This is a genomic window from Amycolatopsis sp. NPDC004079, from assembly GCF_040610415.1.
Lineage (GTDB): Bacteria > Actinomycetota > Actinomycetes > Mycobacteriales > Pseudonocardiaceae > Amycolatopsis > Amycolatopsis halotolerans.
The window spans coordinates 30,063-44,115 of sequence record NZ_JBEXMH010000070.1 but is presented as its reverse complement, the minus strand read 5'-3'; the positions used below and the strand labels follow the sequence as shown (position 1 = coordinate 44,115).

Below are 14,053 nucleotides of genomic sequence, written 5' to 3'. Positions count from 1 at the left end.
TGGTGTAGCGCCGCACCTTCGGGTCGACCAGCGTCGGGGAGACCGGGTCGTGGTCCCCTCACGGCAGGTCAGACGCGTCCGCGAACGAGGTCGATCAACCGCCCGAGCACGTGCTCGCCCCCCGCGCGCAGGCCGTTGTGCTCGTACTCGTTGGTGATCCACGGCCGCAGCGTCGGGATCAGCCGCGCGGTTTCCTCGGAAAACGCCCGCTCGACGTACATGTCGTTGGCGTAGATCGCGGCGGCGGCCGGGACCGTGCACTCGCGCAGCACGTCGGCGTCGTACAGCCGCGGCCATTCGTGCGCGGCAAGCAGTTCCGCGGTCTCCTTCATCGGCCGGAGGCTGTGGAGATCCTCGAAGAGCGAGGGGAACACGTGCTCGCCGGTGAACAACGTCCGGTCGGTGCGGAACTCGTCCGGCAGCACGCGCTCGGCGGACCAGCGCGTAGCGAACCCGTCGGAGTACGACGACTCGTGGATGACCGAGTACAGCGGATTGCGCGCGCTGAACGGCAGCGAGCTCGCGACGTCGTACGCGAACGCCGGGGACTTCGGGTCGCGCTCAAGCAGATAATGCAGCGCTTCCTCGCCGCCGCTGGCGCCGAGGACGTAACCGAGCTGCTGGAACAACCGCGCGGTGAGCGGACTCCCGTCGGGCAGGAGCACGGCCCCGTCGTCGAGCAACGGCAACAGCGCTTCGACGCGCGCGCGATCGCCGGGGTAGCGGAGGTAGTACCGGCGGTTGCGCTCGAGCAGATTGGCGAACGTCGCGGTGTAAACCTCGTCCGGATGCCGCGCGATCGGCGGCAGCCCGCCGGTGAAGAACGCCTCGGCCAGCCCCTCGGGGTACTGGGAAAGGTAAGCGAGCGTGCAAAACCCGCCGAACGACTGCCCGAGCACGCTCCACTTCTCGATCCCCAGCTGCCGCCGCACGAACTCCGCGTCGCGCACGATCGCGTCGGCGCGGAAGTGCGTGAGGTATTCGGCCTGCTCGGCCGGCGTGCCGGTGAGCGCGCCGACCGGCGTGGACCGCCCGGTGCCGCGCTGGTCGAGCATCAGCACCCGGTACTCCCGCAACGCCCGCGGCAACCAGCTGGGCGTCCCGCGCGACGGCCGCGGCGCTTCGTGCCCGGGACCGCCTTGGAGATAAACGAGAAACGGCCGGTCGAGCCCGTCGGGATCCGCGACCTCCCGCGCGAAGACGGTGATCTTCGCGCCTTCGGGACGGGAATGGTCGAGGGGGACGGAGAACTCGTGCTCGGTGAGCACCAGGCCGGAAACGCGCACGGAGGTTGCCATACGGGCGATTCAACCAGAACGGGCGTCGGGGAGGCCACGGAAATTGCTACCCGGACAGTCCACTGTGGACTCAAGAGCCGCGGCGGTTTCGCCCTGAGCGGAGCGGTGGCTTCTCGTCGGCGAGGGGGCACGTCGGGTCCCGTTCGCGCGGAAGGTGCCCGGCGCTGCTCTTCCGGGGAGGAGGCGCTTGGCCGCATCGCGCAGGGGCGTCGCCGCTTGGGCGGCGCGAACACCGGTCGACGCGGCGATCGCTTCCCGCCGCGGTTCTGCCGGGGTCTGGGAGCCGGAACTATTCCTTCCCCATCGACCGCCGGATCTCGGCCAGCTTGTCCTTCGCCGCCTCCTTGCGGTCGGCGATCTTCTTGTCCAGCGACTCCAGGTCCTCCGGCCCGCCGATCCCGGCGATCTCCTGCGCGCCGACCGACGTCGTGTACCGCTTCTCGATCCGGTCCCGCACGAAGTCGAACGACGGGGCGCCGTTCTCGCTGTAATCGGGTTCGGGCAGGGCAGCGGGCGGCGGCGTGCCGGGGCTCTCCACGATCTCCGCGTCGAGCGGCTGCTGCTCGCCGGGCTTGTCCGCGCTCATCGTCTCGCCTCTTCTCGGTTCGTCGGCTCCGCCTTCGACCCTAGCCGACCTCGGCGGGGACGGGTGGATGTTTCGCCGCCGCCGGTCCGCGGTAGCCCATCGGGGAGTGAAAGGAGTCCGCGATGCTTCGCCCCCGCTCGACCGCACCGCCCGCCCCGCCCGAGCCCGTCCCGCCCGGTCCGGTGGAGCCCGACCCGGTGACGCCGGGACCGGCCCGTCCGCTGCCCGACCCCGAACCCCTCCCGCCCGAATCGGAACCCGGCCCCGAGCTGGCGATGGCGGGTCCCTTGTGGACAGTCCGGCCGGAATAAACCGGACGGAAGTCTCGGCAGCCGAGATCCTCGGCTCAGGAAGGGGTCCCCGCCGGGCGGGACGGACGGCACCGGTCCGCCCGCCTGCCTGGAGGCTCGCTGACGCCGGTCGGCCCGGCTGCGTGGATGCCCGCTGACGCCCGGTCGGCCCGTCTGGACGCCCGCTGACGGCGGTTCGCCCGTCTGGACGCCCGCTGAGGCCGGTCCGCCCGCCTGCCTAAGCCCCTGCGGCCCTCTCCGATCCGGGCCAGGTCAATCGCCAGCCTCACCTGCGATTGTTTCGCGCAGGCCCGCGGAAGCCCGAACACTCCGGGCGTCCCGCGCGCCGCGGTGGTCGCGTCAGCCGCGAAATCCGCCGGCCTCGAGCGCCGCGTCCACCTTCGCCCGGTGCGCCTCCGCCCACTCGTCGAGCGTCTGCGCCTCCTCCTTGGCCAGCTTCGCCCGCGCGTCCACCAGCACCTGCGCCGCGCCAGGCCCCGGCACGACGACCACGCCTTCCTCGTCCGCCACGACGATGTCCCCGGCGTGCACAGTCACCCCGCCGCACCGCGCGGGCTCGCCAAGCGGCGTCACCGCGGCTTTCGTGCCGGGAATCGGGATCACGCCGCGCGCGAACACCGGAAAACGCGCCTCGCGAACCTCCGACAGGTCGCGGATCACGCCGTCCAGGACAAAGCCCGCGATGCCGCGCCGCTGAGCAGTCGCGCAGACGTTCCCGCCAGCCAGCGCGTAGTCGACGTCGCCGGATTCGGCCACGATCACCGCTCCCGCGGGCGCACGGTGGATGGCCGCGTGCAGCATCAGGTTGTCGCCTGGCGGGCAGCGCACCGGGTACGCGGGCCCGGCGATCCTCGGCACCGGACCCCACAAGGGGCGCACCCCGTAGTCGAGCACCTGGCCGCGGCCGAGCAGGTCGGCGAGCGTCGTGGTCGGGATGTCGGCGAAACCGTCGTCCATGGACGGCGATGCTCTCACGCGCGGCCCGGCCGGATACCGTTCCGTGGCACCGATCACGGAGGAGAAAATGGCTTTCCGGCACACCGTCGCGGCGTCACCGATCGGCGACCTCACCCTGGTCGCGGACGGCAGCGCGCTGGTCGCCGTCTATTTCGACGGCCACAGCCGGACCCCGCGCTTCCCCGACTTCGGCCCGCGCGCCGACGACACCTTCGCCACCGTGACTCAGCAGCTCGACGAGTACTTCACCGGCCGGCGCCAGACCTTCGACCTCGAACTCGACCTGCGCGGATCCGACTTCGAACGCCGGGTGTGGCAGCTGCTGACCAGCATCCCCTACGGCGAAACCCGCACCTACCGCGACCTGGCCGTCGAACTGGGCGAACCCGGCGCGGCGCAGGCCGTCGGCAACGCGAACGGCTGGAACCCGCTGAGCATCGTCGTGCCCTGCCACCGAGTAGTCGGTAGCAGCGGCGGCCTCACCGGCTACGCGGGCGGCGTCGACCGGAAACGGTTCCTGCTGCAGCTGGAAGAACCGCCTGCCGACGACGCCGGACGCCTCTTCTAACGGCCTCACCCCAGCGCGGCGCGGCCGTGTTTCCAATACCCCTGGAACGCGATCGCCTGCTTCGGAACCCCGCGCTCCCGCGTGAGAAACCGCCGCGCGCCGGTGGCCAGCCCGCTTTCGCCCGCGACCCACGTGTAGCCCGGCGGGTCGGACAGATCGAGCTGGGCGAGGACGTCGAGCGCGAGCCGCCCCGGCAGTCGATCGTCCTCGCGGACCAGCCATTGAACCTCGGTTCCGAGCGGCACGTCGACCGCGTGAATGTCGTCCCGCGCCCCGACCTCCAGCAAAACCGTGGCGCGCAGACCAGGCGACGACTCCAGGATCGCCAGCGCGGCGGGAATCGCGCTCTCGTCGGCAAGAAGCAACTGCGGCACGCCTTCCGGCGGCAGATACGTGATCCCCTCGTCGAGGATCCCGATCTCGTCGCCCGGCCGCGCGCTCTCCGCGAACCTCGACGCCGGACCGCCGTCGCCGTGCACCGCGAACTCGATGTCCACCTCGCCGGGCCGCGTCGCCCGGATCGTGTAGTTCCGCACCCACGGCCTGGACGCGCTGCTCATGAGCATGTGCTGAGCGAGCCAGCGATTGCTCGAAGCGGTGGGGAGGCGCAGCTCGCGCTGGCCCTCGCGCGGGAAGAACAACCGGCACCATTGATCGAATCCGAGCGGCGCGAAGTCCTCGAGGTCCTCCCCGCCGACGGTGAGGGTCACGAAATGCGTGGAGGTCCGTTCGGCGCGCAGCACGGACGTCCGGAGCAGCCGCCTGCTGTCGGGCGTGCGGCGCTGGGGGAGGGTCGGCATGGTGGTCCTCATTGAGTTAGGCAAGGCTTGCCTTATGAACGGTAGTCGCAGTCCTCATCGGACGGCAAGGGTGTGCGCACTCGGCCCGAATGCACCCGTCCGTGGTCCTCGCCTCCGGAGGATGCCTCCATCCGGGCCAGTTCGCGGATTGTTGCCTACGCTCGATGATCACTCTCCGTATCACTCATGTGGGTGACGGTTGACTGCTCAATAAACCGACTCGCTGTGACGCTCTGTGTATCGCTGCCCGGTGGTCATGTCCGGTGTCATCGAGTTTCTCCACCTGGCGAATGTGCGGATGAACGTGCATATTCCCGTGTCAGGGTCGGTTCTCCGCTGTTCGTGGACGTGTCACGAGGTCTGGACAAGCCGTCGAGGGAGTGGCCGCCGGGTGTCGAATCGGTGACAGCGAAGAGTAGCGAAAACCTTCACTCGAACCGTTGGGCGACGCTGAGGGACCGTTCACCGCGACACTGCCAGTAGAACTGGTCGGTGACGCACCGTCTTCGCCAGGATGAGCCCATCCGGGGCGCGCGCCGCACGAACGGCCGGGATCCGGACAGCCGTCGGAACCGGTCCGCCGGCCGGAAGAGAAAGGGATGACGACCTCATGACGGTGGTTCCCTGCCTCGCCGACCAGCCGCTCCGAACCGGGCAGCCGCGCCAGACCGGCGCGCCGCCCGAGCCAGGGGAAAGCGCAGTGCTGGTCCAGGAGCCTCAGCCGCGGCAGTTAGGCCGCGAGTGCGAACCGGAGCCTGCTCCGCGAGCGCGCGGCGCGGCAAAGCGGGAGAAGGCGGCCCAGCCTGCCGAGGGGACGCAGCGAGGCGCTGCGGCAGCGAGCAATGTGGCCAAGCCCGACTCGGCCGCGAGCGGCGCAGCCGAGTTGGCTTGGCTGGGCGATGCGGCCGCGAGTGATGCGATCAAGCCCGATCCGGTCGCGAGCGGCGCAGCCGAGTTGGCTCTGTCGGGCGTTGCGGCGGCGAGCAATGTGGCCAAGCCCGACTCGGCTGCGAGCGGCGCAGCGGAGTTGGCTCGGCTGGGCGATGGAGCCGCGAGTGATGCGATCAAACCCAACCGGGCCGCGAGCAGCGAAGCCGAGTTGGCTCGGCCGGGCGATGCAGCTGCGAGCGATGCGGTCAAACCCGACCCGGCCGCGAGCAACGCACCCGATCGCTCCAAACCAGGCAACGGGGTCGCGACTGAGGCGGTCGGAAGCGACGCGAAAGCCGCCACGGCCGCGGTCAACGCACCCGAACCGCCCCATCCCGCAGACCCCCAGCACCCCGATCCCGACCACCCGAGCCGCGTCCGCGTAGTGGTCGACTGGGATCCCTTCTCCCGTCCGCCCCGCCGGATCGCCACGCGGGACGAGATGCTCGCCTCCGCGCACCGGGTTCTCGCCCGCCGCAAGCACGGCCGCCACCGCAAGCCCGACACCCGCGACCCCTGGGCCACCCGTGCGGCGGACTTCGTCGTCACCTGGGCGTCCACGCTCCGGATGGCGTTGCTCCTCCTCGCCGGGACCGCGTTCCTCACCGGCCTCGTGCTGATGAACAGCCCGATCGCCGGCGTCGCGGTGACCTCCGTGACCCTCGCCGCGGGCGTCGCGGCCTGGGTCGCCCGGCCCCGAAGGTCGCCGTCGCATCGCTGCTGAAAGAAAAACTCGGCGAGGTGTCGATGTCGCGCCGGCCCGTTCGACGAGGATGCGACGGCCGGACGGAACCGGCCACCGACCCCGAGGAGCGGGCAATGCGTTTCCTGCTGATGCACCGGCTTGACGAGAGCGCCCCCGAGGCCTGGAACCCGAGCCCCGAGTTCATGGAGAAAATCGGCGCGTTCGTCCAGGACTGGACCGAACGCGGCATCCTGATCGCCGCCGAGGGCGTGCACCCGTCGGAGAGGGGCTCGATCGTCCGCAAGCCGCGCGGCGCGAACCCGACCGCGACGGACGGGCCGTTCACCGAGACCAAGGAGGTCATCGGCGGGTTCGCCCTGGTCAACGCCGCGGACCTGGCCCAGGCGGTCGAGTACGCGCGACAGTACGCGGACCTGTTCGCCGAGGTCGAGGTCGAGGTCCGCCAGGTCGTGGAGGCCGGGGATCTCGAGGGCGTGAGCGCGGAATAGCCCAGCGCGCAAGGCATCCGGCCTATTCGCGCGCCAAGTCTTTGTCATTCGTTGACCCGCACCGCGCCTCGCGGGGATCTTCGTTCTGGGGACAGGGCGGGGATCCGAGGAGGCAGCGGTGCGGGTCATGCTCACGGCGGTCTTGACAACGATGTCGGCGCTGGCGCCGGTCCAGGCGAAAACACCGGAGCCACAGCCGGCGGCGAATATCGTGGTGTGCAACAAATACTGCGACGACCGTGCCGCCGACCAGGCGTCCGGCGACCGGATCGCGGTCACCGCGCCGCTCGACGACCGCGTTCTCCAGTTGCACTTCGCCGACGGCGACCCGATGGGCTGGGCGGTCGTCGACCACTCGCGCCCGGGCGACCAGGTGTGGCTCGACCGGTCCTTCGACGGCGGCGCGACCTGGGACGGCGGCGCACAGCTGGGCCTGACCACCGCGCCGTCGGGAGTCGGCGGCTGGCGCACCCAGATGTACAACAACGACGACTGGAACACCCGCGGCGTCGGCGCCCTGCGCGCGTGCGGCAGCGCGGTCGACACCGGCCGGATCGCTTGCACGCCTTGGGCGCGCACCCGCTGGAACGCGGCGAACCGCTCGCAGGCGGCGGCGACCGCGTTGATGGCGCTCTACGACAACGGCACCGGCTACTTCCGCAACGGCGGCGGCTGGGGGAGCGCGGTGTCGCTGGCCGCGGTGATCCGCAACGCGTCGGTCAGCCGGATGGCCAGCTACGACTACGCGACGGCCACGACGTACGACAAGAACGTCAACGCCGGCCGCGGGCAGTTCCGCAACGAGTTCTCCGACGACACCGGCTGGTGGGCGATGGCGTGGCTCGACGCCTACGACCGCACCGGCCAGCAGCGCTACCTCGCCACCGCCAAGGCCGACGCCGACCACATGCAGACCTTCTGGACCGGCGACTGCGGCGGCGGCATCCGGTGGAAAGAAGGCCTGACGTACAAGGCGTCCATCTCCAACAGCCTCTACATCCAGGTCAACGCCACCATCGCGGACCGCACCGGCGACGCGACCTACCGGACACGGGCGCGGCAAGGCTGGGATTGGTTCCGCGGCAAGGGACTCATCGGCTCCGACGGCCTCGTCGTGGACGGCATCGACGGCGCCAGTTGCGCCGCCGTCGGCCAGCGCTACACCTACAACCAGGGCGTATTCGTCTCCGGCCTCACCGCACTGGCCAAGGTCACCGGCGACCAGGACCTGATCGGCACCGCTCGTTCGGTCGCCGACTCCACGACGCGCACGGGGTCGTTTTTCACCGGCTCCGACGGCATCGTCCACGACCCCGGCGAGGGCAGCAGCTGCGGCGACGACGGGTCGTACTTCAAGGCCGGGCTCGTCCGCGGTCTGTCCGAACTGGACACCGCGACGCCCGACGCGCCGTACCGGGATTTCCTGGCCAGGCAAGCGGATTCCGCCTACACGAACTCCCGCAACGACTTCGACCAGTACTCGCGTTCGTGGTCCTCCGCCGCGGAGAAAGGACCGGGCTGCCAGGCCGCGGCGCTCGCCTTGATGAACGCGACGTACTAGCCCGGCGAGTGATCGACAGCACACCCGTCTCCGCAAGGCCCATCCGGGTACGGTTGACGGTGCCACGGAATCCTGCGTGGTTCATGCGGACGGGGAAGGGCGATCGTGGAGCTGAAGGTCGGGTACAAGGCGTCGGCGGAACAGTTCGGGCCTCGCGAGCTGGTGGAGTTCGCGGTGCGGGCCGAGGAGCTGGGGCTGGACTCGGTGTGGGTGTCGGACCATTTCCTGCCGTGGCGCCACGAGGGCGGGCACGCGCCGTGGGCGCTGGCGTGGATGCCCGCGGTGGCGGAGCGGACCAGCCGCGTGCTGATCGGGACCAGCGTTTTGACGCCGACGTTCCGGTACAACCCGGCGGTGATCGCGCAGGCGTTCGCGACGATGGCACTGCTGTCGGGCGACCGCGTGATCCTGGGCGCGGGCACCGGCGAGGCGCTGAACGAGATCGCGGTGTCGGGCCGGGAATGGCCGGAGTTCAAGGAGCGGTTCGCGCGGCTGCGCGAGTCGGTGCGGCTCATGCGCGAGCTGTGGAGCAAGGACAGCGTCGACTTCGAGGGCGACTACTACCAGCTGGTCAACGCGAAGATCTACGACCGGCCGGAGCGTCCGGTGCCGGTGTACATCGCGGCGGGCGGCCCGGTGGTGGCGAAGTACGCGGGCCGCGCGGGCGACGGCATGATCTGCACGTCCGGCAAGGGCATGGAGCTCTACACCGACAAGCTGATGCCGGCGATGGCCGAGGGCGCGGCGGCGGGTGAGCGCGACGCGTCCGGCGTGGACCGGATGATCGAGATCAAGATGTCGTACGACCGGGACCCGGAGAAGGCGCTGGCCAACACCCGGTTCTGGGCCCCGTTGTCGCTGAGCGCGGAGCAGAAGCACACGGTGTCGTCGGCGGAGGAGATGGAGCGGCTGGCCGACGAGTTGCCGATCGAGCAGGTCGCGAAGCGGTGGATCGTCGCCTCCGACCCGGACGAGGCGGTCGCGCAGATCAAGCCGTACCTCGACGCGGGCCTGAACCACCTGGTCTTCCACGGCCCCGGCCACGACCAGGAGCGGTACCTGTCGCAGTTCGCCGAGGACGTGCTGCCGCGGCTGCGCGCGCTGGCCTGATCTCTATTGCCGCGGAAACTCCCGTCCGGCCTCGTGCGGCTGTGAGGCGGACGCGCTTCCGTCGTGTTTCCGCAGCTCGGCTGGCTCGGTCCGGTTGAGCGCAGGTCGCCCTGAGCCCCGGACCCCGAAGCGAAAGCCGGGCAGTGGTCCGTGAAGGGCTCCTTGAGGGAATCTGATTCCCCCAAGGAGCCCTTCACGGACCTCAAGACACGGTCGCACGGCTTGAGTTCCTGGCAGGGGCCTCGTGCTGGGCGGGGTTTCAGTCTTCGCTGGGGAAGAGGATCGGGCTGAGCAGGTAGCGTGTGCGCCCCGGCGCGGGCCCGTTGGCGAGCATGGGGGCGATGGCTTTCCGCATGCCGTCGATCATCGCGAGCAGTTCGTCGCGGTCCAGCCAGACGGCGTGCTGCCGGTAGCCGACGAGATCCTCCACCGGATTCGCCTGGTCGCGGCTCAGGTAGGCGTCGAACTCGGCGACCAGCGCGGCGGTCGCGGCGGCGAATCCGCGACGGTGGTCGTCCGGGGTCAGCCGCGCGATCGCGTCCTGGTCGATCGACGCGTTTTCCTTGCGCAGCCGGTAGGTGCGCTCGACCGCGCCGCGCACGCGTTGCTCGTCGGCCACCTCGAGGATTCCGCCGTCGGCGAGGAGGTCGACGTGCCGGTAGACCGTCGCCTTCGAGACGTCCGGGAGCAGTGCGCCCAGTTGTGCGGTGGTGAGCGTCCGGTCGCCGCGCAGCGCGTGCACGATCCGCAGCCGTACCGGATGTCCTAGGAGAGTCAACACGTCCACCCCCGAATGTTCTCACACGGTGCTACCATTCGCATAACTTGAGAACGATGGGGGTCGGGATGAATCCGAGCGAGGTGGCGACGGCTGTCGTCGAGCAGGCGCGAGACGGGCGGTTCGGCGAGATCGCGACGCGGTTCTCGGTGGAGTTGCGGGCGGCGGTGTCCGGCGCGGCGCTGGAAGCCGCGTGGACTGCACAAACCGGTGAGCACGGTCCGGTGGCCGCGCTGGGAGGACCGGTCGCTGAGCCGGCGGGTCCTGGGCTGACCCGGGTGCAGGTGCCGGTCATGTGCGCGCGGGGCGGGTTTCTCGTGGTGATGTCGGTCGACGCGGCGGGAACCGTTGCGGGGCTTCGGCTTGCTGCCGCCGTGGGATGGACCAAACCGTCCTATGCGGATGGCGCGGCGTTCGTCGAACAGGACGTCGTTCTTTCCGCGGAACCCCATTCGGTGCCCGGAACGCTGACCGTGCCGCGAGGGGAGGGGCCGTGGCCGGGCGTGGTCCTGCTCAGCGGCGGCGGGATTTTCGACCGCGACGAGACGGCCGGGCCGAACAAGCCGCTCAAGGATCTCGCGTGGGGCTTGGCTTCCCGGGGCGTGGCGGTGCTGCGCTTCGACAAGGTGACGCACGCCCATCCCGAACTGGCCAGCGCGCCCGGGTTCACGATGTCCGCGGAATACGTGCCGCATGCTGTCGCGGCCGTCCGGCTTCTGCAGGCGCAGGACAGTGTCGACGCCGCGCGCGTGTTCGTGGCCGGGCACAGCATGGGCGGGAAGGTCGCGCCGCTGGTGGCGATCGCCGAGCCGTCGGTCGCGGGGCTGGTTCTCCTGGCGGCTGATGCCGAGCCGATGCAGGAAGCCGCTGTCCGGGTGGTCCGGCATCTGGCTGCGCTGGACGCCAAGGTCGCGGCGCTCGTCGAACCGATCACCCGGCAGGCCGCGGCGGTCGCCGATCCGGCGTTGTCGCCGTCCGCGCCGGGGGACGGGTTGCTGTTCGGCTATCCCGGGTCGTACTGGCTGGAGCTGCGCGAGTACGACCCGGTCACGACCGCCGCGTCGCTGGCGGTGCCGATGTTTCTGATGCAGGGCGGCCGGGATTATCAGGTCACCGTCGAGGACGACCTGTCCCGATGGCGGAACGGACTGGCCGGACCGGCGGTGGACATTCGTGTCTATCCAGCGGACGACCACGAGTTCTTCCCCGGCACCGGACCGTCCACACCGGACAGTTACCAGCGACCGCAGCACGTCGACCCCGCGGTGGTGGCAGACCTCGCGGACTGGCTGGCGCGATAGCGGCGACCGAGGCCCGCGTCGCGGACCTCGGCCACCGTGGCGATCACTGCCGCCTGAACCGCCTTCTCCGGCTCGCCACCAGGAAGCCGGTGCCTCCGGCAAGAAGGGCTCCGCCGAGGATCAGCAGCATCGGAAGCAGCGGGATCCCGGTCGAGGCAAGGGAATCCGTGTCCGTCGCGCCCGAAGCAGGCGGATGGGCCACCGGGGGAACCGCCGGGTTCGGGCTCGTCGCCGGGGGAGCCGACGACGTGGGCGGGCCGGGCGGCGCCGGCAGGTAGACCCCGGCGTCGATGGTGTGGTCGACCCCGCCCGCCTGGGCGGGAGCGGTCACCGGCGCGTAGCCGTTGCAGAGCCGTCCGGTCTTGGGCGGCACGACGTTCGAGTCGTGCGCCCGGTCCGGGCCTGCGGTCGGGAGCGTGAACCGCAAGTCGGTCGCCGGCGGCGTCCCGGGCACGTTGTCCGTGGCCGCGGTGCAGACGTCGAACTGCACGGTGTACTTCTCGCCGGGCTTCAGCTGGTACTCCGCGCCGACGCCGCCGAAGTAGTACTCGCCCGCCTTGTCGGTCTGCGTGGTGGCGACCTTCTTGCCGTCGACGTCGAGCAGGTTCACCGTCGCCTTGGCGAGCGGGACCTCGTCGGTGCGGTTCGGGTCCTGGATGCCGTTGTGGTCGCCGTCGAACCAGACGAGGTTGCCGATCTGGATCGGCGCGTTCGCCGCCTGGTAGGCGATGTCGCCGAGCCCGCCCGCCTTGCCGAAGCTGTTGGCCGGGCCCACGAACGCGTACCCGTGCTTCGGATTGTCCTGCCCCGGCCCGATGCCGGTGCCGACGTCGTAGTAGCCGACGCCGTCCGAACTGACCGCCTGCGCCGGGTCGAGTTCGGTGCTGATCACCCATTGCTGCTGCGGGATGTAGGCGACCGAACCCTGCGCGGCCTCCTGGTGCAGGCCGTTGCCGGAGCGGTTGGGGTCGTAGAAGTCGCCGTGGAAGTATTCGACCGTGCCCGCCGGCTCGTGGCCGTTGGTCGCGTACGTGCCGTGGTTCGGGCAGACCCCGGTGCCCTCCCAGTCGTATCCGCCGCCGGGCGCCGCGCACGCCATGGTGATGTCGCCGCCGGACATGCCGGTCGCGACCCCGGTGCGGCCCGGCCGCGGGTCGATGCCGGAGCCGAAGACGTCCATGAACCGGTCGCGGAAGCCTAGGATCATCGAGCCGTCGCGGGTGAACGCCAGGCTCGCCAGTTCCGGCTGCGGGTTGATCCCGGGCCCGTGCTTGATGAACTTGTCCCACGAGGCGAACGAGGTGTCCCACGGGTTCCAGTGGTCCATGTCCTCGTCCTGGAAGCCCGCGATGACGTTGCCGCGGAGATAGTCGAGACGGTGCTCGACCACGGGCGTGAACTTCGTGCCGTCGTAGGTGTAGACCACCGCTTTCAGGTCCTCGCGCCGCTTCGTGCTTTCCGCCGAGCAGACGCCGCCGACGTACAGTTTCGCGTCGTGCGCGGCGACCGTGAACGGCCGCCAGTCGTCCGGGTCGGCGCATTCCGGCATTGGGATCGGCGTCTGCTTCTCGATCTTCGCGGTGTCTCCGGTCGCGTCGAAACTGAGCAGGTTCCGGGTCGCCAGGTTTATCGCGTACAGCTTCTTGCCGTCCTCGGTGAGCGCGATCCCGCCGAGGCTTTCCTTGCCGGGGACGTCGACGAAATGCTCGTCCTTGCGCATGTCGACCGCGCCGTGGGCGGTGATCTCCGCGGCCGGGACCTTCGCGAACAGCTTGGGCGCGCCGCCGCCGAGCGGCGTGGTGTAAATCGCGCCCCCGCCTTCGGGACCGTAGGTGGTGAAGCGTTTCGCGAACGCCGACTGGAAAATGCGGTCGCGGTATTTGTCGTACGCTAATCCCCACGTGGTGCCGACTTGCGCCTGGGTGTTCAGCACGGTCGGGCAGGCCGAGTCGGCGGGGCAGGTGCCGCGGAGATTACGGTCGAACGCGACCAGCGCGCGGGTGTTCGGATCGGGTGCGCTGCCGTCGCTGTTCACCGCCGGGTTTTGCACCGGCACGTAATAACGGGCGTCCGGGAGGGTGTGGTCGGCCGGGTTCCAGACGCCGGTGATCACCGAAACGTCCTTGGCCTCGCGCAGATCCACGAACGTCGTGAAACTGTCGAAGTGGTTTTTCTCCGTGGACGCGGGCGCGGCCTGCAAATACGCGCGATACGGATCCGGAACGGAGACGTCGACGCGATACCGGCCGCCGGCGAGCGGCGCGGCCGGGTCCACCACGACCTTGCCCGCCGCGTCGGTGCGGCCGCGCACCTGATGCCCGGCGGGGTCGGTGACCAGCACAGACATGCCCGGCTGCGGGGTGTCCATGGTGGCGTTGATGACGCCGGTGCCGAAGAAATCGCGGAGCACTTGGACGGTCAATGTGCCGTCTTCCGCGGCCTCGGCGCTGCCGGCGGTGACCGTCATCGCGCTGCCGCCCAGCACCAGGACAGCGGCGGCTAATCGGGTCAGCCGGTATCTGCCACGGGTTCTTCTGCCACCTCTGTTCATGACTGCGGGATCTCCGTTCTCTGCGCGGAATATTCGCGCGGCGTGCCGCAAAGCTGTAACAGTGAAGCAGAAAACGACCTTTCCGGGTACGGCACCGGGATAAACGGA

13 protein-coding genes are annotated in these 14,053 nt (G+C 70.2%); 7 read left to right on the top strand and 6 right to left on the bottom strand.

The annotated features are described in order from the left end of the window. Positions 1-68 precede the first annotated feature (68 nt). Positions 69-1,298 carry an alpha/beta fold hydrolase gene (locus ABZX37_RS41620; protein WP_354749265.1) on the bottom strand — a complete coding sequence of 410 codons (1,230 nt, stop codon included), beginning with the start codon at positions 1,296-1,298 and terminating at the stop codon, positions 69-71. 289 nt (positions 1,299-1,587) lie between these two features. After that, positions 1,588-1,884: a hypothetical protein gene (locus ABZX37_RS41615; RefSeq protein WP_354749263.1), complete on the bottom strand. Its 297-nt coding sequence runs from the start codon at positions 1,882-1,884 to the stop codon at positions 1,588-1,590. A 122-nt stretch (positions 1,885-2,006) separates the two neighbouring features. On the opposite strand from ABZX37_RS41615, the gene ABZX37_RS41610 reads away from it, so the two are divergent. Continuing rightward, entirely contained in the window at positions 2,007-2,195 is a 189-nt protein-coding gene (locus ABZX37_RS41610; protein ID WP_354749261.1) for a hypothetical protein, read from the top strand. A gap of 339 nt (positions 2,196-2,534) precedes the next feature. Here the strand turns inward: ABZX37_RS41610 and ABZX37_RS41605 are convergent, their stop codons facing one another. Further along, the gene (locus ABZX37_RS41605; RefSeq protein ID WP_354749259.1) at positions 2,535-3,152 is read right to left on the bottom strand and encodes an RraA family protein; all 618 of its coding nucleotides are present in this window, start codon (positions 3,150-3,152) and stop codon (positions 2,535-2,537) included. A gap of 67 nt (positions 3,153-3,219) precedes the next feature. Between ABZX37_RS41605 and ABZX37_RS41600 the strand changes: the two genes are divergently transcribed. Further along, positions 3,220-3,720 (top strand): methylated-DNA--[protein]-cysteine S-methyltransferase, encoded by a 501-nt coding sequence (locus ABZX37_RS41600; RefSeq protein WP_354749257.1) that lies wholly within the window; start codon positions 3,220-3,222, stop codon positions 3,718-3,720. Positions 3,721-3,725: 5 nt separating this feature from the next. Here the strand turns inward: ABZX37_RS41600 and ABZX37_RS41595 are convergent, their stop codons facing one another. Next, positions 3,726-4,520, bottom strand: a complete 795-nt coding sequence (locus ABZX37_RS41595; protein ID WP_354749255.1) for a siderophore-interacting protein — start codon at positions 4,518-4,520, stop codon at positions 3,726-3,728. Positions 4,521-5,130: 610 nt separating this feature from the next. On the opposite strand from ABZX37_RS41595, the gene ABZX37_RS41590 reads away from it, so the two are divergent. The 4 genes from ABZX37_RS41590 to fgd all read left to right on the top strand — a co-directional run bounded on the left by ABZX37_RS41590 (position 5,131) and on the right by fgd (position 9,315). Further along, positions 5,131-6,174, top strand: coding sequence for a hypothetical protein (locus ABZX37_RS41590; protein ID WP_354749253.1), 1,044 nt, complete (start codon positions 5,131-5,133; stop codon positions 6,172-6,174). Positions 6,175-6,269: 95 nt separating this feature from the next. Continuing rightward, on the top strand, positions 6,270-6,644 hold the full coding sequence (locus ABZX37_RS41585) for a YciI family protein (protein WP_354749251.1): 375 nt from the start codon (positions 6,270-6,272) through the stop codon (positions 6,642-6,644). 127 nt (positions 6,645-6,771) lie between these two features. Then, positions 6,772-8,205: a glycoside hydrolase family 76 protein gene (locus ABZX37_RS41580; protein ID WP_354749267.1), complete on the top strand. Its 1,434-nt coding sequence runs from the start codon at positions 6,772-6,774 to the stop codon at positions 8,203-8,205. Between the two features lie 105 nt (positions 8,206-8,310). Then, a complete protein-coding gene (fgd, locus tag ABZX37_RS41575) occupies positions 8,311-9,315 on the top strand; it encodes a glucose-6-phosphate dehydrogenase (coenzyme-F420) (RefSeq protein ID WP_354749249.1) in 1,005 nt (334 codons plus the stop codon). A gap of 259 nt (positions 9,316-9,574) precedes the next feature. Here the strand turns inward: fgd and ABZX37_RS41570 are convergent, their stop codons facing one another. Further along, positions 9,575-10,102: a helix-turn-helix domain-containing protein gene (locus ABZX37_RS41570; protein ID WP_354749247.1), complete on the bottom strand. Its 528-nt coding sequence runs from the start codon at positions 10,100-10,102 to the stop codon at positions 9,575-9,577. Between the two features lie 47 nt (positions 10,103-10,149). On the opposite strand from ABZX37_RS41570, the gene ABZX37_RS41565 reads away from it, so the two are divergent. Continuing rightward, positions 10,150-11,394, top strand: coding sequence for an alpha/beta hydrolase (locus ABZX37_RS41565; protein ID WP_354749245.1), 1,245 nt, complete (start codon positions 10,150-10,152; stop codon positions 11,392-11,394). Between the two features lie 43 nt (positions 11,395-11,437). On the opposite strand, the gene ABZX37_RS41560 is transcribed toward ABZX37_RS41565, so the two are convergent. Beyond that, a complete protein-coding gene (locus ABZX37_RS41560) occupies positions 11,438-13,945 on the bottom strand; it encodes an SdrD B-like domain-containing protein (protein WP_354749244.1) in 2,508 nt (835 codons plus the stop codon). Positions 13,946-14,053 lie beyond the last annotated feature (108 nt).